The 22,548-nt window shown below is 56.0% G+C and carries 19 protein-coding genes; 7 read left to right on the top strand and 12 right to left on the bottom strand.

The features are described from left to right. A complete protein-coding gene (locus SIB38_RS00320; RefSeq protein ID WP_294118841.1) occupies window positions 1-1,125 on the bottom strand; it encodes an ABC transporter permease in 1,125 nt (374 codons plus the stop codon). 91 nt (window positions 1,126-1,216) lie between these two features. Beyond that, window positions 1,217-2,167, bottom strand: coding sequence for a sugar ABC transporter substrate-binding protein (locus tag SIB38_RS00325; RefSeq protein WP_294118840.1), 951 nt, complete (start codon window positions 2,165-2,167; stop codon window positions 1,217-1,219). 184 nt (window positions 2,168-2,351) lie between these two features. Here SIB38_RS00325 and SIB38_RS00330 point away from each other — a divergent pair, with 184 nt between their 5' ends. Next, complete coding sequence (locus SIB38_RS00330; RefSeq protein WP_412551091.1) at window positions 2,352-3,350, top strand: LacI family DNA-binding transcriptional regulator; 999 nt, start codon at window positions 2,352-2,354, stop codon at window positions 3,348-3,350. 33 nt (window positions 3,351-3,383) lie between these two features. Here the strand turns inward: SIB38_RS00330 and SIB38_RS00335 are convergent, their stop codons facing one another. From SIB38_RS00335 to SIB38_RS00345, 3 genes are all read right to left on the bottom strand, one after another. Then, window positions 3,384-4,517 carry a Gfo/Idh/MocA family protein gene (locus tag SIB38_RS00335; RefSeq protein ID WP_294118838.1) on the bottom strand — a complete coding sequence of 378 codons (1,134 nt, stop codon included), beginning with the start codon at window positions 4,515-4,517 and terminating at the stop codon, window positions 3,384-3,386. A 94-nt stretch (window positions 4,518-4,611) separates the two neighbouring features. Further along, the gene (locus SIB38_RS00340; protein WP_294118836.1) at window positions 4,612-5,505 is read right to left on the bottom strand and encodes a TIM barrel protein; all 894 of its coding nucleotides are present in this window, start codon (window positions 5,503-5,505) and stop codon (window positions 4,612-4,614) included. Window positions 5,506-5,521: 16 nt separating this feature from the next. Then, window positions 5,522-6,625 (bottom strand): Gfo/Idh/MocA family protein, encoded by a 1,104-nt coding sequence (locus SIB38_RS00345; RefSeq protein ID WP_412551092.1) that lies wholly within the window; start codon window positions 6,623-6,625, stop codon window positions 5,522-5,524. A gap of 132 nt (window positions 6,626-6,757) precedes the next feature. Here SIB38_RS00345 and iolD point away from each other — a divergent pair, with 132 nt between their 5' ends. Genes iolD through iolG form a run of 5 tightly spaced genes read left to right on the top strand, consistent with a single transcriptional unit; the run spans window position 6,758 to window position 12,287 of the window. Next, window positions 6,758-8,626, top strand: a complete 1,869-nt coding sequence (gene iolD / locus SIB38_RS00350; RefSeq protein WP_294118833.1) for a 3D-(3,5/4)-trihydroxycyclohexane-1,2-dione acylhydrolase (decyclizing) — start codon at window positions 6,758-6,760, stop codon at window positions 8,624-8,626. Then, entirely contained in the window at window positions 8,626-9,600 is a 975-nt protein-coding gene (locus SIB38_RS00355) for a PfkB family carbohydrate kinase (RefSeq protein ID WP_294118832.1), read from the top strand. Before iolD ends, SIB38_RS00355 begins: the two co-directional genes overlap by 1 nt. A 12-nt stretch (window positions 9,601-9,612) precedes the next feature. Then, the gene (locus SIB38_RS00360) at window positions 9,613-10,470 is read left to right on the top strand and encodes a 5-deoxy-glucuronate isomerase (protein WP_294118831.1); all 858 of its coding nucleotides are present in this window, start codon (window positions 9,613-9,615) and stop codon (window positions 10,468-10,470) included. Next, window positions 10,467-11,297, top strand: a complete 831-nt coding sequence (locus SIB38_RS00365) for a class II fructose-bisphosphate aldolase (RefSeq protein WP_412551093.1) — start codon at window positions 10,467-10,469, stop codon at window positions 11,295-11,297. The genes SIB38_RS00360 and SIB38_RS00365 overlap by 4 nt, the downstream gene beginning before the upstream one ends. Next, complete coding sequence (iolG, locus tag SIB38_RS00370; RefSeq protein ID WP_294118829.1) at window positions 11,298-12,287, top strand: inositol 2-dehydrogenase; 990 nt, start codon at window positions 11,298-11,300, stop codon at window positions 12,285-12,287. 87 nt (window positions 12,288-12,374) lie between these two features. Here iolG and SIB38_RS00375 read toward each other — a convergent pair whose 3' ends face one another. Continuing rightward, on the bottom strand, window positions 12,375-13,553 hold the full coding sequence (locus SIB38_RS00375; RefSeq protein WP_294118828.1) for a phytanoyl-CoA dioxygenase family protein: 1,179 nt from the start codon (window positions 13,551-13,553) through the stop codon (window positions 12,375-12,377). Window positions 13,554-13,632: 79 nt separating this feature from the next. Here SIB38_RS00375 and SIB38_RS00380 point away from each other — a divergent pair, with 79 nt between their 5' ends. Beyond that, window positions 13,633-14,655: a LacI family DNA-binding transcriptional regulator gene (locus SIB38_RS00380; RefSeq protein ID WP_294118827.1), complete on the top strand. Its 1,023-nt coding sequence runs from the start codon at window positions 13,633-13,635 to the stop codon at window positions 14,653-14,655. Window positions 14,656-15,993: 1,338 nt separating this feature from the next. Here SIB38_RS00380 and SIB38_RS00385 read toward each other — a convergent pair. From SIB38_RS00385 to SIB38_RS00410, 6 genes are all read right to left on the bottom strand, one after another. Then, on the bottom strand, window positions 15,994-17,067 hold the full coding sequence (locus SIB38_RS00385) for an ABC transporter ATP-binding protein (protein WP_412551094.1): 1,074 nt from the start codon (window positions 17,065-17,067) through the stop codon (window positions 15,994-15,996). Further along, window positions 17,060-18,118: an ABC transporter ATP-binding protein gene (locus tag SIB38_RS00390; protein ID WP_412551095.1), complete on the bottom strand. Its 1,059-nt coding sequence runs from the start codon at window positions 18,116-18,118 to the stop codon at window positions 17,060-17,062. Before SIB38_RS00390 ends, SIB38_RS00385 begins: the two co-directional genes overlap by 8 nt. A gap of 4 nt (window positions 18,119-18,122) precedes the next feature. Next, window positions 18,123-18,968, bottom strand: a complete 846-nt coding sequence (locus SIB38_RS00395; protein WP_412551096.1) for a carbohydrate ABC transporter permease — start codon at window positions 18,966-18,968, stop codon at window positions 18,123-18,125. Between the two features lies 1 nt (window position 18,969). Continuing rightward, entirely contained in the window at window positions 18,970-19,836 is an 867-nt protein-coding gene (locus SIB38_RS00400; RefSeq protein WP_412551097.1) for a carbohydrate ABC transporter permease, read from the bottom strand. 78 nt (window positions 19,837-19,914) lie between these two features. Continuing rightward, a complete protein-coding gene (locus tag SIB38_RS00405; protein WP_412551098.1) occupies window positions 19,915-21,447 on the bottom strand; it encodes an ABC transporter substrate-binding protein in 1,533 nt (510 codons plus the stop codon). A 29-nt stretch (window positions 21,448-21,476) separates the two neighbouring features. Beyond that, window positions 21,477-22,526 carry an NAD(P)-dependent alcohol dehydrogenase gene (locus SIB38_RS00410; protein WP_412551099.1) on the bottom strand — a complete coding sequence of 350 codons (1,050 nt, stop codon included), beginning with the start codon at window positions 22,524-22,526 and terminating at the stop codon, window positions 21,477-21,479. Between the last annotated feature and the right edge of the window lie 22 nt (window positions 22,527-22,548).

Below are 22,548 nucleotides of genomic sequence, written 5' to 3' on the forward strand. Positions count from 1 at the left end.
TCAGCGCTCCCCTGTGATGATGCGACGGATGTAGGTGTTCAGGATTACTGCCCCCAGCAGGATCACGCCAAGGAAAACGCGGAACAGAGAGCTTTCCACACCGGCAAAGAACAGACCTTGCTGCACCACGCCGAAGATCAACGCGCCAAGCGCGGCCCCAATCACCGATCCGTAGCCACCGGTCAGCAACGCTCCCCCAATAACCACCGCGATGATAGCTTCAAACTCCTTGAGCAAGCCGCGGTCTGCACCGGCAGAGCCGAACTCCATAACCTGACACACAGCAAACACAGTCGCGCAGAAGGCGGTGAACATGAACATCAGGATTTTCACCTTGTTCACCGGCACACCAGAGTTCCGCGCCGCCTCAGCGTCGCCACCAGCCGCATAGATCCAGTTACCGAACTTGGTTTTGGTCAAAATGATGTGCCCGACAATCACCAGACCAATGGCCCAAACGATCAGCATTGGCAGGCCTTCGACCACGGGCTGCCCTTTACGGGTGCCGCGCTCAAACACCGCAATGATGCCGTTGTCGCCCATCCACTGGAAAAAGCCGGTGAAGATCTTGCCGCCAAACACGGCCGCCAACCAATCCCCCTCAGCAACGTCGCTTACGCCGCCAATGATGGTTTTGCGCTCGATGGTCTGCGGCAGGTAGATCGCAAAGCCGCGCAGGATAAACAGGAACGCCAAGGTCACGATAAAGCTTGGCAGCCCGGTGCGCACCACGATGAACCCGTTTAACGCACCGATGGACACGGCAATCACGAAAGTGACAATAATCGCCATCCAAACCGGCCAGCCGAGCGTCACACTGAAAATCGCAATCAGCATCCCCGCGAAACCGATCATCGAGCCAACCGAGAGATCAAACTCCCCTGCGATCATCAACAGACAGGCCCCAACGGCGATGATCATGAATTGCGCCGAGATCTGGCTCCAGTTCATGATGCCCTGGCTGTTGAACATCCCGCTGTCAAAAGCGAAGAGAAGGAAAAAAGTGAACACGGCGACGGTGCCGACAATCCCACCCAGTTCTGGGCGGATCAACGCATTGCGGAAACTGGAAATTTCCTTGACGCGTTCGTCGGTGTTGGCCGTGGGCTGCGTCGCGCTTGTCATGCGACATCTCCCGTTTGGTCTGAATTGTAGGATTTGGAGTACAGTGTGCGAGGGGCGCCAATGCAAGCGCCCCGCGCGAAGTGAGTGACGCTTAGCGGTATTCGCCCGCGAACTCTTCAACTTTCTCCAGGCCGTCTGCGGTCACAAAACCAGGGCCGGAGTTGATGTTGTTGCCTGGCAGAACGCCGTAGCGGTGGTAGTTGGTGAGCACCACAACCGGCAGGTAGGCCTGCAGGAATGGCTGCTGGTCGATGCCCCAGTTGATCACGCCGGCCTTAATGCCTTTCACGATCTCTTCACCGAGGTCAAAGGTGCCAAAGTAGATGTCACCAGCCATGCCGTTTTCATCCAGCGCCAACAGGGTTGGATCTGCGGATGTTGGGCCAAGCGTCAGAATGGCGTCGGTTTCCGGGTTGGCATTCAGATACGCCAGAACACGGTTTTTGATCTCTGCCGGGTCTTGGCCACTGTCGATCATCTGGTCACCCAGATCCACGCCCAGACCATCGGCAAAGCCCTGACAGCGCTCGGTCGAAGATGGCGAAGAAATGTAGTGGTTCACGCAGAGGAAGCTGCCCACGCCGTCACCTTTGGCGCGTACACCCGCTGCATAGCCTGCGTCATACTCTGGCTGACCCACATACATCAGCGCACCAACTTCGCGCGCCTGATCTGGCGTGCCGGAGTTCATGATGATCACGTCAACGCCACTGTCCACTGCCGCTTTGATTGGACCGGACAGGACATCGTAATCAGACAGAGTGGTGATGATGCCGTTTGGACCGGAGGCCGCGGCCTGCTCAATGATACGCGCCATGTCGGCGAGGTCACCGGTTGGCGGGTTGCGGTATTCAACCTCAACACCCATCTGATCGCCCGCAAGCGCGATGCCGTTTTTGATTGTGTTCCACCAGCTGTCGCTGTCCGGTGCGTGGCTGACCAGAACATATTTCTCACCTTCGGCCACTGCCGAAGTTGCCACGGCAAACGGTGCTGCCACCACGGCAGCGGCCAGAGCCAGCTTCTTTGTAATTGACGTCATGTTTTCCTCCCAAAATCACGTCTTCATGGCACGTGGGCGGCTGTTCCCGCCTCTCCGACTCAATTTAAACCACACTCCAACCCATTTTGCAACCGGTTGCAAAATTGCAGGCGCTGTTTCATGCTGCACTTATTAAAAAAACCTTGTAAACAAGCCGTCATAACGAACTAAGGACCGACAAAAAATGGCCGTCACTTTGAAAGAGGTTGCAGAACGCGCAGGCGTTTCACGGTCAGCCGTATCGCGCACCTTCACCGACGGCGCTTCTGTTTCCGACAAGATGCGGCGCAAAGTCGAAAAGGCCGCCAAAGAGCTGGGCTATAGCCCCAACGCCCTGGCTTCTTCCCTCACAACCGGGCGCACCAAATTGATCGGCCTTGTGTCCAACAACTTTCACAACCCGATCTTTCTGGAAGTCTTTGACCTGTTCACCCGCGGACTACAGGACCGTGGACTGCGCCCCTTGCTGGTGAACCTCACTGACGAGACCGACCCCGAGAACTCGGTCCGTATGTTACGCCAATATTCTGTAGACGGCGTGGTGGTCGCCTCCTCCACGCTCCCCCCGGGATTTGCCAAAGCCTTTCGCGATGCAGGCGTTCCTGTGGTGCATTCTTTTGGACGGGCCTCATCAGCGCCGCAGGTGCACGTCGTGGGAATTGACAACGTTGAATGTGGCCGCATGGCTGCTCGCGAACTTATTGAGCGCGGCTACACGCATCTGGGCTTCATGGGCGGCCCGGAAGGCGCCACCTCGACCCAGGATCGCTACACAGGCTTTATGTCAGAGATGTCAGCCAATCCGGGCATCAAGGCCAGTTACTCCTTTGCAGACGCCTACTCCTTTGATGCCGGACGTCGCGAAATGCTCAGGCTGATAAAATACAGCCCTGCACAAGCCTACTTCTGCGGCGACGACGTTCTGTCCATTGGCGCACTGTCCGCCATTGATGACAGCGGCCTGGCCTGCCCGGACGACATTGGCCTTATCGGCCTCAACGACATGGAAATGTCACGATGGGAAAACATCGACCTGACCACCATTCACCAACCAATCCGCCAGATTGTAACGAGCTCAATAGAGCTGATGGTGGCGATGCTGGACGACCCGGAGCGCTATCCGGAAACCCGGATTTTCCCATGCTCTATCGTGGAGCGCGGCACCTTGAAGGCAGAGGTCTGAGGCCACACCACTTGGCGCAGCCTCAGCTCTCCGTCAGCGGAACATAGGTGGACGGGCATCGATCCAGGCACCGCCATCTTTCGCAGAGGCCACCGCCGTGTAGACCGCCGCCATGGACCGCACGCCGTCCGCGGCATTTGGCAATCCATCACGCAGCTCGCCGGAAATGGCATCCGCCAAATCACAGTAGATATTGGCCACCGCCAGAGGGAAGCCTTCGGGATGCGCAATCGCCACACGGCTCAAACGCTGCGCATCTTCGTGCAGACCGCCCTCACCTTTTTCAATGATCTGCGTGCGCCCGCCAACGGGCGTGTAGATCAACTGGTTTGGCTGCTCTGAAGCCCAGCGCAGACCGCCGGTCTCGCCAAACACCTGAATATCAAAGCCGTGCTGCCGGCCAATCGCCACCGAAGATGTCCAGAGCCGCCCAACCGTGCCGCCGCTCATACGGAAATTGACCATCGCGTCATCTTCCAACTCACGGCTGGCAATGGTGGAGGCAAAGTCGGCTGACAGGCTTTCGACCTCATCATCGGCAATGAACCCGGCCATATGCATCGCATGGATGCCACAGTCCGCAAACTGCCCGGACACCCCGGCCATCGCCGGATCATAGCGCCAACGCACACGCGGGTTATCCGCATCTGTGGCGTCGCCGTGATGCCCATGGCTGAAGTTTGTGACCACCAAACGCACTTTGCCAATCTCACCCGCCCGAACCATCGCTCGCGCCTGACGCACCATTGGATACGCCGAGTAGCAGTAGTTCACTGCGCAGATCTTGCCGCTCTTCTCAGCGACCTTCACGATTTCTTCGCCTTCCTCGACGGTCATGGTCATTGGCTTTTCGCAAAGCACATTGAAACCGCTCTCAAGAAACGCCTTGGTGATCTCAAAGTGCGTCGAGTTGGGCGTGGCCACCGTGACCAGATCGATCCGGTCATCACGGCCCCGCTCGCCGGCAAGCATCTCCTGCCAATCACCATACGCCCGATCTTCGGCCACACCGAGACGCTGCGCATACTCCTTACCCACATCCGGGCGATGATCCAACGCGCCGGCAGCAAATTCAAACCGCCCATCCGCAAGCGCCCCCAATCTGTGAGCTGGCCCAATCTGGCTGCCTTCGCCGCCGCCAATCATGCCCCATTTCAGCTTTGTCATGAGCTTGTCTCCTCCTCATGATGTCACCTGAGGTGCCAGAATTTGGCACCTCCGCAATACAGTCGTGATACAGACGTCATACCGACGTCCAGATTTAGCTGAATCCGATGGATTCCAGATACTCACGGTTCTTGCGCGCATCGCCCACAGGATCCGGGTCCAGAAGTGGGTCGCAGTCCTGCTCCACCGTGCACCAGCCTTCAAATCCGGCATCCAAAAGCACCTGACGCACGGCTGGGAAATCGACATCTCCGTCACCGAGATTACAGAAGATCCCCTGACCACAGGCATCATAGAATCCGGTGCGATTGGCGATCACCTCGGCCTTCACCTTCGGATCTATGTCTTTGAAGTGCATATAGGAAATGCGGCCAATGTGTTTCTTCATGAAGGCCACGGGATCAAAGCCTGCGTAGCTGTGGTGTCCGGTGTCAAAGCAGATCTTCAAGATGCTTTCGTCAACCTCATTCAGCAAACGCTCCAGCTCCGGCTCAAAGTCCATGAACCCAGCAGCGTGCGCATGAATACCAACGGTCAACCCATACTCTTCGCTCCCGATCCGCGCGGTCTCAGCAATACGATCCCGATAGGCGGTCCACTCGGCCTTATCCATCTGTTCAGCCTCCCCCACACGCCCAGCGGTTGGCGCTCGACGCGGAGAGATTGAATCAATTAAAACAAGATGTTGCGCCCCATGCGCCTGAAGCGCCTTGGCCGTGCGGTGGGTGGCATCCAGCACATCGTCCCATGCGTCCGGATCGTGATAGGCGCGGAACACAACCCCGCCGATCAGCTCCAAATCATGCTCGGCCAAAGCCTCTCCCAGCACCGCCGGGTCCTCCGGCATGAAGCCCACAGGCCCAAGCTCAATCCCCTTGTAGCCCGCCTCGGCACACTGTTTCAAAACGGTTTGCCAGGTTGGATTGCGGTCGTCCTCCGCAAACTCCACGCCCCAGGAACAGGGTGCATTGCCAATCCGAATGCTCATTTCGCTCACTCCAAAGTCAGAAGCTGTTGATATGTTTCCAGGTTTTCGCATCATGACTGGCCAACGCAGCCGCAATGACACGATTCACCTCATGTCCGTCTCGGAAGGTCGGGAACACCGCCTCCCCTGTTTCGATCGCCCGCAGGAAATCCCGCGATTCGATGATGATCTGATCTTGATAACCCGTTCCGTGCCCTGGCCCCTGGCAGAACGGCTCGTAATCGGGATGCGCAGGACCGGTCAGGATTTTCACAAACCCTCGCGTCGCCTCCGCACCCTCCATACGATAGAGCCAAAGCGCATTTTGATCCTCCTGATCAAAGCGAATTGCGCCCTTTGTGCCCGATATTTCATAGGCATAGCCCATCTTGCGCCCGGTCGCGATGCGCGAGAAATACATATGCCCCATGGCGCCGCTCTCAAACCGGCACATCATTTGCGCATGGTCATCGTTGGTCACAGCGCCACCGGGCCGCTCCGCATGAACGGTCTCCACCTCACCCAGAACCTTGGAAATCGGCCCCATCAACGCCAGCGCGCAGTTGACCATATGCGGCGCCAAGTCGCCCATCGTGCCATTGGCCATACCCTGCGTGCGCCAACTGGCCGGTGTGTCCGGGTCAGCATAGAAATCCTCGGTGTGCTCACCGCGAAACCAAGTCACATCCCCAATTTCACCTTGGGCGATCAAATCGCGCGCAAACTGGGTTGCAGGCGTGCGCACGTAGTTGAAGCCAACCATATTGGCCGCGCCAGCAGTCTCCGCTGCAGCAACCATCGCCGCGCCATCTTCCATCGACGCACCCAATGGTTTCTCGCAAAGCACAGGCTTACCCAATGCAAAAGCAGCCTCAGCAATCTCACGATGCGTCTCCTGCGGTGAGGCAATAACCACGGCCTCGACCTTCGGATCAGCCACCAATGCGCGCCAGTCTCCAGTAGATCGCGCAAATCCGTAAGCTTTTTGATACCGCTGCGCGCTCTCGGGAGACGACGCGCAGACCATTTCCAGACGCGGACGCAGCGCAGTGTTGAACACCGCCCCCACAGAGGCCATCGCAACCGCATGGGCCTTGCCCATATAGCCGCCGCCACAAATGCCGATCCCGATCTCAGTCACCGCGCAGCCTCCTTTTTGAAATTCAATTTGCAACCGGTTGCAAAACTTGTATCTTGAGATTCGAAAACTCGCAAGCCGCATTCGTTCGGAACCCTCAGATTCCGCCAAATGCTCCAGAAGGGTCGCGCAAAGATGACGACAGAAAACACCACTATCCGCCTCACCACAGCGCAGGCAATTATTCGTTGGCTTTCCAATCAGTTCATAGAAATCGACGGGAAGGAAATGCGCGTCTGTGGCGGCGGCTTCGGCATCTTTGGCCATGGCAATGTGACCTGCTTGGGCGAAGCCCTGAACGGCGTGCGTGAAGAGCTGCCTCTGTACCGCGGACAGAACGAGCAAAGCATGGGATTCGCGGCCGCGGGATACGCCAAGCAATGGCTGCGCCAACGCTTCATGTTCTGCACGGCCTCGGCGGGTCCTGGCACGGCCAACCTGCTGACAGCCGCCGGATTGGCACACGCAAACCGCCTGCCCATGTTGCTGCTCTGCGGGGATACTTTCCTCACACGTCTACCGGACCCGGTGCTGCAGCAGATGGAAAACTACAACGATCCAACTTTTGGCGTGAACGATGCTTTCAAACCCATCGTGCGCTACTGGGATCGGATTTCCCACCCAGCTCAGGTGATCCAATCCCTGCCAAACGCCCTTGCAACCATGTTGGACCCCGCCGATTGCGGCCCTGCCTTCCTTGGATTGCCGCAGGATGTGCAAGGATGGACTTACGACTACCCCGAAAAGTTCTTTGCCAAGAAGGTCCACCGCATCCGCCGTCAATCTCCAGATGCGGCGGAAATTGCCGATGCAGCGGCAATGCTTGCAACAGCAAAGCGCCCAATGATCATTGCAGGCGGCGGTGTTCAATACTCACAGGCGGCCACTGAACTCACCGCCTTTGCAGAAAAACGCAGCATTCCCGTGGTTGAGACCATCGCCGGTCGCGCCAACATGCTCGCTACCCACCCGCTGAACATCGGCCCGATTGGCGTCACCGGTTCAGACAGCGCAAATGCGATTGCCGAAAAAGCAGACGTGATCCTTGCGGTTGGCACCCGATTGCAAGACTTCACCACCGGCAGCTGGACTGCCTTTGATCAAGACGCACAGTTCATTTCGATCAACGCCGCTCGCCATGACGCCGGCAAGCACATGTCCCTACCCGTGGTAGGTGACGCCAAACTGGCTCTGACAGCGCTGGACAGCGAACTCGAAATGAAAACGCCCACACAATGGGTCACTTTCGCCCAGGAAGAGCGCAAAAAGTGGGACGCTTACGTGGCTGACAACGTGTCCTACGGCAACCGCCCCAATTCCTATGCACAAGCGATTGGTGTTGTGAATGAGCTTTGCGATGCGCGAGATCGTGTTGTGGCGGCCGCGGGTGGTTTGCCCGCTGAGGTCACCGCCAACTGGCGCACGCTGGATATTGGCACGGTGGACGTCGAGTTTGGATTCTCCTGCATGGGCTATGAAATCGCGGGGGCCTGGGGTGCCCGGATCGCCCAGGCAGAACGGGAACCGGATCAAGACACCATCACCTTCTGTGGGGACGGCTCCTACATGATGCTCAACTCAGACATCTATTCTTCTGTGCTGAGCCAGAAAAAAATGATCGTGCTTGTGTTGGATAACGGTGGTTTTGCCGTGATCAACAAGCTGCAAAACAACACCGGCAACGAAAGCTTCAACAATCTGCTGGAGGACTGCCCGACAATTCCAGAGGCCTTTGGCGTCGACTTCACCGCGCACGCGGCCTCGATGGGGGCAACAGCCGAGAAAGTGGCGAACCCGGCAGAGTTGGCGGAAGCCTTCAAACGGGCTAAGGCCAGCGACAAGACCTATGTCATTGTCATGGACGTAGACCCCTACGAAGGCTGGACCACAGAAGGTCATGCTTGGTGGGAGGTAGGCACCCCTCACATCACCGAAGATGACTCTGTGCGCGAAGCGCATATTGCGTGGGAAGCCAGCCGCGTCAAACAGCGTCGGGGTGTGTGATGACTTTGATTGACGCCATCAAGGGCAATCGCTTTGCGGTGTTTGGGCGCGCAGGCATGGACATGTTTGCCGACCCCATTGGAGTTAAAAGCGAGGATGCCACCACCTTCCGCGCGGACCTGGGCGGATCCTCCGCCAATATCTGCGCCGGTCTGGTGAAGCTTGGATCGGAGGCGTCCCTTGTCACCTCAGTGTCTGACGACGCAGTAGGCCGGTTTTGCTTCAACCGCCTACAGGACTACGGCGTCGGCACGCGCTACGTCCGTTCTGTCGGTGGAGAAGCCCGGACGTCACTGGCGGTCTACGAAAGCTGCATCGAAGACTTCCAGAACGTGATCTACCGCAACGGTGCGGCGGATTTTCAAGTCTCAGACGAGGATATGGACGCGGTTGACTACCGCGCATTCACCGCGCTCATAACCGCGGGAACGGTCTTTGCCGCCGAACCATCGCGGTCCGCAACCTTTCGCGCTTTTGACAATGCGAAGGCCGCCGGTCTGCCGGTGATATTTGACATCGACTACCGCCCATACAGCTGGCCATCTGCAGAAGTGGCCGCTGACGTGCTATCGCGCGCGGGCGACGCCAGCGACTTGATTGTTGGCAACGATGAAGAATTCGGCTTCATGGCGGGTGGCATCGGAAAAGGCCTCGATAAGGCGCGGGAATTGGCCGCCAGCGGCAAGCTGGTGATCTACAAAATGGGCCATGAAGGCGCCATCACGCTGAGTGCTGGTGAAGAAATCCGCACCGGCATCTACCCCGTCACCGCCGTCAAGCCCAACGGCGCCGGAGACAGCTTTATGGCTGGCCTCCTTGCCTCAATCGCCACAGGCCACAGCCTCCGCGACGCCGTCCTGCGCGGCTCCGCCTGCGCCTCCATTGTGGTGTCCCAGCCCGGCTGCGCCAACGCCATGCCCACAACCACCGAGCTTGAGGCCTTTTTGTCCTCGCACTCCGGACCAACTCTTTGAAAGGAGAGCCCAATGCACATTGCGCCCCATGACAACCAGAACAAACCCATCGTTGATGCGAACCATGACCTGGTGCCGCTGAACTACTTCAACATCGTGAAACTCAAACGTGGTGAAGTGTTTGAATACGCTGTGCCCGGCTACGAAACCTGTGTGGTACCGGCCACCGGCACCGTGGATGTCGATGTAGAGGGCGCAGTCTATCCTGACCTGGGCAACCGAACAGAAGACGTCTGGGACGGCGATCCTGAAGGGGTCTATGTGCCGGTTGGTGCGACCGTGCGCATCACCTGCAAAACCGACACCACCGAAACCTTCATTGCGGGTGCCAAATACGACAAAGTTCTCGAGCCGTTTGACGTGCGCGTGCCGGAGCTTGATCTGGTGCAATACGGCTCCGACGACACCAAAACCCATCGCAAGATCAAACACATCCTCGGCGCCAACCACCATGACAAAGTGGGCCGTCTTCTGGTCAGTGAACTCTTCACGGTCGGCGAAGGCGGCTGGTCCGGTTTCCCATCTCACAAGCATGACACGGACCGTAAGGGCGCAGACGGCGAGATGATCGAAACCCGCCACGACGAAACCTACAACTTCCGTTTCAAGCCGAACTACGGCTCTGGCGTTCAAATGCTGCAGCGCGAAGATAACAAGCCAGGCGACGCGTATCACATCATGGATGGCTCAACGATCATGCTCGACAAAGGCTATCACCCCTGCGCCGTGCTGCCCGGCTATCAGATGTATTACTTCACCATCCTCGGCGGGTTGAGCCAACGCAGCCTGAAGCAGTATTTCCAGCCAACCCATGAGGAACAGCTGCACACGATCCCCGGCATTATGGATATGGTTGCGAAGTTCAAATGACCCTGGTGACATTAAAAGATGTCCTTCAGCCGGCGCTGAAGGACGGTTATGCCGTGGCCGGATTGGTCACGCTTGGCTGGGAAGACATGCGCGCTTATGTGGCAGCGGCAGAAGCGGAAAACGTGCCGGTGATTTTGCAGGCCGGTCCCTCTTGTCGGGAGCACACACCGCTTCCTGTGCTGGGAAAAATGTTCACGCATCTCGCGGAAAACGCCTCCGTGCCCGTCGTCGCGCATCTCGATCACGGCTACACGGCAGACGAGTGCCGCATCGCCATCGAAAGCGGCTTCACTTCGGTGATGTTTGATGGCTCGCGCACACCTTTGACGCAAAACATCCACGACACTGCCGTGATTGCCGAAATGGCGCATGCGGCGGGCGTGTCGTGCGAAGGGGAAATCGGCTTTGTCGGCTACTCAGGCGGCGAAGGCTCAGCCGGTACCGATCCTGAAGAAGCTGCACAATTTGCGCGGGACACTGGCGTTGACGCTATGGCGATCTCCGTCGGGAATTTGCATCTGCAACAAGACAAAGAAGGCGGGCTGGACGTTGACCGCATCAACGCCATTGAAGCTTTGACCGACGTGCCCTTGGTAATCCATGGCGGCTCCGGTGTGCCCGTGGCACAAAGGCAAGCCTTGGCGCGTGACTCCAAGATTTGCAAATTCAATATAGGAACAGAACTGCGCATGGCGTTTGGCGACGCGATGCGCGCGGCAGTGAACGCCGACCCAACGCGCTTTGATCGCGTGCAGATTCTGAAAGAGACCCACGATCCATTGGTGGCCAAAACCCGCCAAGTCTTGCGCAGCTTCAAGGGGGCATAGATGACACGTATTGGACTATTGGGGTGCGGCCGGATCGGCCAGGTGCACGCCCGATCCATATCACAGATTGAGGGCGCTACTGTCACGGCGGTGGCCGACGCCTTCCCGGCGCCTGCTCGGGACTTGGCCAACCAGACAAACGCCAAGGTCATGGATGCCATGGAGCTGATCAACAGCGCGGATGTCGACGCAGTTGTCATTGGTACGCCAACCGACACCCACTACGACCTCATTCACGCCGCCGCCATAGCGGGCAAAGCCATCTTTTGCGAGAAACCTGTGGACCTGTCTTCCGACAGAATTCGCGACTGCAAAGCTGTTGTTGAAACCGCTGGTGTGCCGTTCCTGACGGCCTTCAACAGGCGTTTTGACCCAAACTTCGCTGACTTGCAGGCGCGACTGCAGCAAGGCCAGATTGGCGACACTGAGATCATCACAATTCAATCTCGCGACCCTTCCCCGCCCCCGGTCAGCTACATCAAAAGCTCCGGCGGCATTTTCCGCGACATGATGATCCACGACTTGGACATGGCCCGTTTCCTGTTGGGAGAGAACCCCGTTCGCGTTTACGCCATCGGGTCTGCGCTTGTGGATGCGGAAATCGGCAAAGCCGGTGATGTGGATACCGCTGCAGTCACGCTCTCCACAGCCAGCGGCAAAATCTGTCAAATCACCAACTCGCGACGCGCAAGCTATGGGTACGACCAACGGATCGAAGTGCACGGATCACGCGGCATGTTACGTGCCGAAAACGTGCACGAAACAACGGTCGAAATGGCGACTGAGGCTGGCTTCGCACGGGCGCCGGTGCAACACTTCTTCTTGGAGCGGTATGAAGCGGCCTATCGTGCCGAGATGGCGCATTTTGTTGACGCCGCCGCAAACAGCACGCCGCCAGCGCCAAGCATTGAAGACGGCTTGCAGGCGCAGTTACTGGCAGATGCGGCGGATCAGTCCCTGAAAACTGGCAAACCGGTCGACCTCACCTGACTCTAAGCAGGCTCCCCAAAAACAAACGGGCCATCGTGTGAAACTAACGATGCCCCGTTCTTTCCTAAATAAGGCACACCAACTTGCTTAGGTCGCCAGTTTGACAGTCTTCATTTCTGCAAGTCTGGCACCGAACTCGTCCTCACTCAAGCCCTCCTCAATGGCACGCGTAAAGTAGGCAGCCTGTGTTTCTGGCGCCAACCCATTTGACGGAGGATCGCGGTCCAGATTTGTCGGGAACGAGTAGCCCTCTGCGGTGGCGGCAATAGCTGCTGAGAGCTCAGCCTGCGTCAAAGTCCCTTCAGAGGAAGCCCGCACGGCATGGGGAAACACCAAACGGCACATCTTCTCTCGGTCAACCGTCTCCATAGCCTGCCCAAAGGCAGAAGACACTTGCAGCAGATTCACAAACCGATGGATATCGGAACTGCTGTTTGCGCCAGCGGCATGAAACAGTGCCGGATTAAAAAAGACGGCGTCCCCTTTGGAGAGGGGTAATTGCACGCAACGCGCCTCAAACACCGCTCGGAAATCCTCCCGCCGCCAGGCGGCATAGCCAGGCTTGTAGGTTTGCGAAAACGGCAACAGCTTGGTTGGGCCGCTTTCCAACGGCATGTCACAATGCGCGACCGCGCCCTGAAGGGTCAAAATCGGTGACACCTCATGCACATGCGCTGGATAAGCTGCGCTCACATCCGCAGTCTGAAACCCTAGGTGATAATCTCGATGCGCCTGCTGCGCCGCACCACCGGGATGCACCAAATTGACTTGGGCCGTCATTTGATAATTTGGCCCCAGCCAAGCCTCACACACAGCCGAAATCGCCGGATTGGCAAAGTAGCGCATGAAAACACCAGGGGCGGCCTCGCAAAGCTTCTGAAGCGAATTCCAAATGCGATCATTGGCGCCGGACGCCGCAAAGTGATCCGCGCCTCCGCCCGCGTTTTGCTTTTCCTGCTCAATAATTCGGCCGTAAATTTCAGTGGCCTGATCCAACACGCAGGTGTCACGGTACGCCCCTTTCAGCACGACAATGCCGGCCCCGCTTTGCAATACCTGCGCCCATTCAGTCATCACCGTTCGGCGGCCCCCGCCTTCTAAGGCGGACAGAAGCTTACCGCTGTCATAGACGGGAATGTTCTTTTCGATTGCCATTGCCAGCGGCACGTTTTCCGGACGTGTTACCTGGTCCAGACACGCTTCAAAGTCTCTCACGTCGCAGTGTTGGGGATCGTAGTACCCGATTAAATCAGCCCTGTTCGCCATGCAGTTTCCTCCCTATTTGCCCTCAGCTTACTGGGAGTGAAGATTGATTTTCCGCCCAAAACACATCAAAAACACATCAATGACACATCGCTTTCCCATCAAAGAAATTGCACGGCAAGCCGGCCTTGGCACAGCAACCGTTGACAGGGTTTTGAACAATCGCGCCAATGTCAGTGCCCAGACCAAACAACGGGTCACCGCCGCAATCGAAGAGCTGGCGGCACAAGAAGCGCAGCTTGCCGCACGCGGGCGGCGTATGTTTTTTGACTTTGTGATCGAAGCCCCGGCGCGCTTCAGCCGCGAAGTCAAATCCGCGGCGGAGGCGGTATTGCCGCATATAACTTTGGCAGTCTGTCGACCGCGCTTTTTGTTGCAGGAAATCATGCAAGAGGCAGAAGTTGTCGCTGCGCTTGAACGTATCCACAAACGGGGCAGTCAAGGCGTGTGCCTGAAAGCCAAGGACACCCCCGCAATACGGACCGCGGTGCGCAAACTCCACGCGTCCAAGATTCCCGTGGTCACTTTGGTCACGGATCTCGGCGGCGGCGACAGATTGGCTTACGTGGGCTTGGACAATGCAGGCGCCGGACGTACAGCCGCCTATCTCATTTCCCAAACTCTGGGGAACAGGTCCGGAGCTGTATTGGCAACCCGCAGCCACGAGCGCTTCCTGGGAGAGGAGGATCGTGAAATCGCATTTAAGGAGGCATTGCTACATCTCTGTCCAAACCTGCGGATAATCTCGCTACAAGGTGGTGGTGGAGTCCATTCAGCAACGGCAAACCAACTCACAAAAAGAGTAGAGAATGTGACCGCTTTACAGGCGGTTTACTCAATGGGAGGCGGAAACAAGGCGATCCTGGAAACCCTTGAGCACTGTAGACTGAAACCATGTGTTTTTGTGGCCCACGATCTGGACCGAGAAAATAAAGAGTTGCTCGCCAAGGAGAAGATCAGTTTTGTTCTCCACCATGATCTGCAACGCGACATTCGCGCCGCGTTCGACCACTTTCTTGCCTTCCATAGGCTGCTTCCTGAATCAACAACAGAGTCAATATCAACAGCGCAAGTCCTCACCCCTATGAACATTTCACCAGATTAAGCGCGCGCAAAAGCCATGGCCGATCTCACCCGATAGGAAAGCAAACCGCATCCAATCTTTGTGACGGTCTCAACGCAAAATTCAGACACGTAGTGCGCCCACTTAATCGTCACGCTGAGCTGATCAAACGAACCCAAGAATTTGAAACAAAATTTTTATTTCAACGACTTAACTCAGGATCGTGCGACACTTTTTTCTCTGAATTGAGCGTTCCAAACCATTGTTGAGTGAGGAAGTCCGCTCCGAAGACCTAAATCCGCGGTTCTGCCGCAAAATGAGAAAGCCACGGATCGCCTACTTCATCGCTAACGACCAGCCATATAGTAGAGAGGCTCTGCCCAAGTCATTCAAACACTCAATCAAAGCTTTTCAGTAAAAGTGGTGCCGGGGGCGGATCTTAAAAGTAAATTTAAGTAATTGTAAATAAATATAAAAATTATCAATTAAAGGCAATGGTACCCCTTTTCGTACCCCCAAGCTTGAATTTGCCTCTGGTGCGAGTGCGAATGCCCGCTGGTCCAAATAAGGCGATCCACTAAAGTCTATCTCACTCGATGTTGCCTCCATCTTTCCGGGCCGTCGCTGAGTGCCGCCCCCAACTTTTCACGGAATCAAGGGCTATGGAACCGTTACAGTCGTTCGTAGCCTTGGTATTGCACGACCGCTTTCAGACCTTTCATGACATTCATATGAGGCTCAGAACGTTCTCCGCTGCAGGCGCAAAGCTGTAAGGCCGATTTCCCGAAAGCAGCCTTTCAATAGGAAACCGCAGCGGTGCCGAATGCTGCGTGAGCCACCAATGGCAGAGATGCGCAGGAAGCTGACTTTGCAAAGTTCGCCTTTCGGCCCACTACTGTCGCTAGCGGGAAGCCAAAACGCTGCATTGCAATTTTCCTAAAGCTGCCGTTGGCGCTCGGGTGCAGCATTTTGGCGAGTTATAGGTCGGCAGTGCGGGACAAAGCGGACTTGTGCCGCTTCGGCTATTGCTTACGTAGCATTTGTTTTCAATAGCGACACCTACGAGGACTATCCCCTCGAGGCTAATGATTGATCACGACCTGGGTTTGTGTCGCTCGCGTGAAACACTAGTCTTCAGGAACTTCAGGGGTTGTGTCTCATGGAATCTTTCATTTTATCCGTCCTCTTGGGCCGATTCTGGGTAGGTGCGTATGGGCTTCCTATCTAACTTTTATCAGAGATGCTTTGGTTCAGACACCTGGTTAGAACCAAACTGCGGGTCAATTCCGACCCAAATCCACTGTAATCCAAGTTTAAAAACAGGGTCAATTAATCTTGCCGTCAGCGGAAGAAGCCGCCAACGACAAGATTGTCTGCTGACTAGGTCAGTACTCCGTCTTGAAACACCAGCACATCCTTGTGCGCTACGGAGACTCCAAGCTTACTGCCTACGTCTATCTTTTGACGCAGACGCGATTTCACTTTGAAAAGCTCACCATTAACAGCGCGCAGGCTGACGATTCGATCGATGCCAAGGTTTTCACAGGCTTCGACCATCGCGACTGCACTTGATTCAGAGGGGTCAGAGAAGCTTAGATGCTCTGGTCGGATACCGATCTGCAAAGCACCTGGTTCAAGATGATTCCGCGGAATATCTTTCAAGTTTAGGGCTGGGCAGTTGAGACTGTCGCCTTCAACATCAACGTTGAACAGATTGATGGGTGGCGAACCGATGAAATAGCCAACAAAGGTGTTTTCCGGGCGCTCAAACAACTGCTCTGGACGTCCTGATTGTTGGACACATCCGTCTTTCATGACCACGACCTCATCCGCGAAAGACATTGCTTCACTTTGGTCGTGGGTCACAAGGATCATTGTGGTGCCTGTATGACGGTTGATCTCACGCAGCTTGCGGCGCAGGGAAAACTTCATCTGCGGATCGATCACAGTTAGAGGCTCATCCAGTAGAACCGCGCTCACATCGTCGCGCACCAATCCGCGGCCCAGCGAAATGAGTTGCTTTTGGTCTGCACTTAGGCGGCGCGCGGGCATATCCAAAATGTCATCGAGTTCCAACATCTCAGAGACTTCGGCCACACGACTGCTGATTTTCTTTAGATCCCAGTCGCGGCATTCCAACGGGAATGACAGGTTCCGCCGGACGGATTTGGTGGTGTATATCACCGGGAACTGAAAAACCTGCGCGATGTTGCGTTGTGAGGTGGTCTTGTTTGTCACGTCTCGGCCATCAAACAGAAGCTGGCCGTCAGATGGGTGCAAAAGCCCCGAGATGATGTTCAGCATTGTGGTTTTACCGCAACCCGATGGTCCAAGCAGCGCATAGGTCTTGCCGTCTTCCCACACCAAATCCACTGGTTTTAGCGCGTAGTCTTCTTCAGACTTTGGTTGAGAGACGTAGCTATGCCCCAAATTTTTAAGCGTTATTTCAGCCATTTGAACGCCTTTCAGTGATGTTTGTACCTTCTGCTGAGAACAGCAGCAGACTGGATGTGTCCAAAAGAAACGGAAACGTCTGGTCGGGCACGAACTCGTGGATGCCTTCGACCAGCATCACTGCGGATCCGAAGCTGAGCGACAGATGCACGATCGTATCCGAACCCGAGAATTCCGCTAAAACGACTCTCGCAGTCGTATCGCCGCCAACCGAAAGAGCGTCCGGTCGGATGCCGACGTGGACAGGGCCATTGGCCGGCAATACGAGGTCGGGGGGCGGCGTAAATTCAGTTGCACCGAGAATGATCCGCCCCGCAGCCACCTTGCCATCCACTATCGACACAGGCGGGTCGCTGATCAGCTTTGCAACCTCGACAGTCGCTGGTGCTTCAAAAATCTCTTCTGGCGCGCCCTTCGCAAGGATCTGGCCCTCATGCATAACGATCATCTCATGACCCAACTGCATCGCCTCGGCAGGCTCGGTCGTGGAATAAAGAATGATGCCATCGGCGTTTTCGGCCAGAAGGCGAGGGAATTCTTCACGGAGTTTTTCGCGCAGCTTGTAGTCGAGATTTGCCAGAGGCTCATCCATCAACAAGATGCGCGATTTTTTCACGATCGCGCGTGCAATTGCCACCCGTTGTTGCTGACCACCTGACAGTTCAGATGGCATGCGGTCTTCAAATCCGGCCAGACCGACAAGTGTCAGAGCTGACAAAGCGCGTTCATCGGCGTCTTCGGCTGAATACCCCTGACGGCGCAGCGGAAAGGCAACGTTTTTTAACACTGTGAGGTGCGGGTAGTTGATGAACTGTTGGTAAACCATGCTCATCTGCCGTTGACGCACGGGACGCTTGGCAAGGTCTTGGCCGTCAAGTTCCAGACGGCCATCAGCGATGCCATCCAGCCCCATCAGGGCACGCAGAAGCTCTGTTTTTCCAGCGCCGGTCCGCCCAAGGATAGTATAAATTTTGCCGCTTTCTAGATCAGCGTCCAAATTGGACAATGGACGTTTTCGATCGGTGGTAGAGAGGTTTTTTAAAGTAAGCATGGCGTTATCTGAATGCTCCTGCAAGTGAACCGCGCGACATGAAACGTTCGACCACGATGGCGATCAATGCGAGCGGGGTGACGGAGATCAATGCGAAAGCTGATAGCGACCACCAAGGCGTCACCGATGAGTTGAGCGAGACGATGGCGACAGGCAAGAGCTGCGTTTCAGTGAAAGTCAGAATGAAGGCGAAGAAAAAGTCATTCCAACCAAAGATCAGGCAGAACATTCCTGCGACCACCAGCCCAGCGGTGGAGTTTGGCAGGACCACTCGGAAGAAGGCTCCGATCGGTGTGCAACCGTCGATCATTGCCATTTCATCCAATTCCTTGGGGATCGACGCGAAAAAATCGGTCATGACCCATACCGCGATGGGGAGAAGTAGCGCGACATAGACGATGACTAGACCAAAAATCGTATCCAATGCCTGGATCTCCTTGAGCATCAAAAAGAACGGAATGGCGAGAACAATTGGCGGCATAATGCGCTGTGAAATGAAGAAGAATGTGATGTCCGAATTCTTCACAAAGCCAGCTTTGTAGGAAAATCGACTGAGGCCGTAAGCGGCCAGAGTGCCAAGCCCCAGGCTGACGACGCTGGCAAGCAAAGTGACAGAAGCTGAGTTCAAGAACGGCTGCACAATGTTAATGCCCTGACTGCCGCTCGCGAAGAGCGAGGTCCAACCTTGAACAGAGGGTTCGAACTCGACCCATGGGATGTAACGCGCACCACTGGTTACGGCATTTGCGTCTTTGAACGAGGTGCTGAGTGCCCAGAGAAAGGGGAAGACTACGAAGGTCGTCCAAGCTAAAAGGCAGAGGTATTTGATGATGTTGTATGTGCGTCCCATATCAGTCGTCCTTTCCGACCAAAAAGCGCATCAAGAGCTTGGCAATGATCGTTAGTGTGATGATCATTATCACGAGGTAGGCGAGCGATAGCGCTGCCGAATAACCGACCTGGAATTCGCGCAGCCCTCGGATGTAGATGTAGTAGGAAGGTGTTTCAGTCGCTGTCCCCGGCCCGCCAGAAGTCATGACATAGACCGTATCCATGATCTTCGAGGCTTCGATCAAGCGGATGATAATTGCGCCGATGGAAATCGGGGCCATCAAAGGGAATGTGACCTGCCAGAATGTGCGTGTAGGCGAAGCGCCATCGATTGCGGCGGCAAGGTAGGGTTCGCGCGGAAGCGACACGAGGCCCGCAAGCAGTAGCAGGAACATAAAGGGCGTCCACTGCCAGACTTCGACAATGACAACGCTGATGAAAGCACCTGTCGCGGAAGACAGCCAAGGCACTGGACCTATGCCAACCATAGACAGTAAATCGTTTGCAGGGCCGAGGCTCTCGTGGAAGACTGTACGCCAGATGACGGACATCACGACCGGAGTGGTCATCATCGGGACCAGAAACAAAACCCGGAATACGCGCCCACCGGGCATTTTTTTCCATACCGCAAGCGCCAGCGCAAATCCGAGGGCATATTGCAGCGTAACGGTGATGAAACTCATTCCCGACAGGCGCAGCAGGCTTTCCCAGAAACGCGTGTCCTCAATGAGGCGCGCGTAGTTGCGCCCGCCTATGTAATCTAGACCCGCTTGGTAGACGTCCCAGCTGGAGAAGCTCACTCGAACGGTGAAAATCAGCGGGAACAGGATGATTGCCGCAAGGGTCAAAAGCGCTGGGAGTAGGAAGAAGTGCTTTGACTTCAGCATGTCGATATCCAATTCCTATATGAGTTTCATGAGGGGCGGCGCACCGCCCCTCACCGGCTTCAGTACGACAGGGGTTGCTTAATTGTCTTCCAGAACCACCACGTTGGCATAGGCTTCACGCAGGCGATCTGCCCCGATCCGGTCGACGATGTCGGACCATTCAGCTGCAACACCGTCGAGGGCCTCCTGAGCGGTTTTTTGACCAGCCATTGCCTCGGCGACACCGTTGGCCATGGACGACATGAACTGACCAACACCTGGAACGCGCAAGTCATAGACGCGGTTGGCGCTTTGCTCCATTTCGGACAGAGTGGTCACGTAGCTGTCGGCGACATCGGCATCCCAGCCCAGGCCTTGCCAAAAGGCGCTGTCAAAGTGGCTGTCGCGGTAAGGGTTCACACCAAAGCGGCCAATTTGAAGGTCGTGGAACGTGTTTGCTTCGTTGGAGAAGAAGCAAAGGAAATCAAAGGCCATCTCTTGGTTTTTGGAGTCTTTGGAAACTGCCGAGGACCAACCCCAAGTCATGTATGGTGCGCGGTTAGGCTCCTCGAAGTTGTCCCACTGACCCGTTTTACGGTTCCAGACTTCTTTGGCACCCGGCAGTGGTGCAGCACCAACGGCATTACGAATACGGCTGTCTTCCTGTTGCGCCTGGATGAAGGCATCATCCCACGAGTAGCTCATCAACGACTGACCACCACCAAAGGAGAAAATTTCGTCACCAAGACCAAAGCTCGCACCACCCGGAGGGAAGGCCGACTGCGCTTCGACAAACAGCTCCAAGCCGCGCACGAAACCAGGTGTGTTGATCAGCGGTTCCATGGTTTCGATGTCAAAGAAGAACCCCCCACCCACATCTGGATGTTTCGCGTAGGGTGCCGCCCGGCTAATAAAAGCCGAGAACATCAAGTCGTCACGTTTGGCCACTTCGGCAGAGCCATAATTCAGTTCGCCGTCCCCGTCCCAATCAAAACCGGAGAAGACGCTTGCGACTTCGTTGTATTCTTCCCATGTAGCAGGAACCGTCAGATCGCGGCCGGTCGCGTCTTTGAATTTCGCCTGCATGTCAGGGTTTTCAAACACATCGGTGCGATACTTGAGATAATGGCGGTCTCCGTCCATCGGATATTGGATCATTTGACCGTTCCAAGTGGCAACGCCTTTAAAGCTATCGGTCACGTCGGACATGCCGGATGAGTTGGTGTAAGCCTCTGGGACAGGTGCCAGGAAGCGATTGAAATCGCCAATCCACAGAGACGCATAAAACAAAACGTCATAGGCGTTCTGGCCGGATTGGAACGGGATCATGATGCGCTGAAACAGGTCGCCAAATGGGACGTGAACAACATTCACTTCAGCGCCGGTCAGCTCTGCAAACTGCTCTGCATGTAGCGCGGTTGGTTCGCCAATCACCGGGATTGCGTGGGTGATGACATTCAGCGTCTCGCCTGAATAATCCTTGGCGTCGATCGACGCATAGTTACAAGTGCCCGGTAGATCGGAGTCGATGCCATATTTGGTGTAGTCTTCCGCATTGGCAAAAGTTGGCGGCAGAAGACCTGCAGCGGCAATCGCCAAGGCCGAAATCGACCCAGTGAGTGATTGTTTCATATTTTCCTCCCAAGATGATAAGAAACGTCTTAGGGAACGAGCACCGCCCGTCCCTTGATTTTGCCTTCGAGCAAAGCGCGAAGAGCTGTGTTCGCATCCGCCAGATCAAACTCTTGAGTTTCGAGTTGAACCAATCCGCGATGCGCTAACTCCATCAGCTCGGACAGTTCTGCCCATGTGCCGACGAGGTTTCCGATGATGTTCTTTTCGTTGATGACGAGGTCAAAGGCAGAGACACGGATGTCCTCGCCGTAGCCCACGATGTAATAGCTTCCCGCTTGGCGGGTCATGGCGAGGCCCTTACTTGTCGTGCCCGTCTCGCCGACAAAATCGAGTACGGCCTCGGCTCCATTTCCTTTGGTAAGGGACATGACAGCATCAACTTCGCCGCCGTCTGCCTTCACCAAGTGATCCGCGCCGCACTCTGCCGCGAGCTGCAAAGAAGCGTGGTTGCTATCGATTACTATGATCTCTGCCGCGGACATCGCGCGTACAATTTGAATGGCAATATGACCAAGCCCACCCGCACCAATGATCGCGCAGGTCTGGCCCGGCAACAGCTTCTGGGTTGCACGTTTGGCCGCGCGATAGGCGGTAAGGCCTGCGTTCGCATAGGGGGCGACTTCTTTCGGCGGTAGCGACTTCGGCAGCGAAACCAGGCTGCGCGCCGAGGTAACCATGGCTTCCGCAAAGCCGCCATTTCGGTCCAAACCGGGAAGGGGGCCTGCTCCGTGCATGTCCTCGCTGTGGCGTCTTAGAACATTCGTATCTGTGATCTTAGGGTGAAGGATTACGGGATCACCCCTTTGCAACCCTTCAACCTCAGGTCCGAGTTCTTCTATCCAGCCCGCGTTTTCGTGCCCTAAAATGATGGGCAAGAGAGTGTTGCCATGTGGATCCATGTGCGGACGCCAGGTGCCTTCGATCACATGCAGGTCTGTCCGGCAGACCCCAGCGCCTCCGATCCGTACGATCACGTCCGAGCCCTTGGAAATCACTGGGTCCGGCACGTCTTCGTAGGACAGCCAAGACTTCGCTGTCAGATCGTCATCGTATGAATGCAAAACCTGCGCTTTCATGGCGTCCTCCCTTGCCCTACGA

Origin of the sequence: Shimia sp. MIT910701, assembly GCF_047126315.1 — a bacterium.
Lineage (GTDB): Bacteria > Pseudomonadota > Alphaproteobacteria > Rhodobacterales > Rhodobacteraceae > Shimia.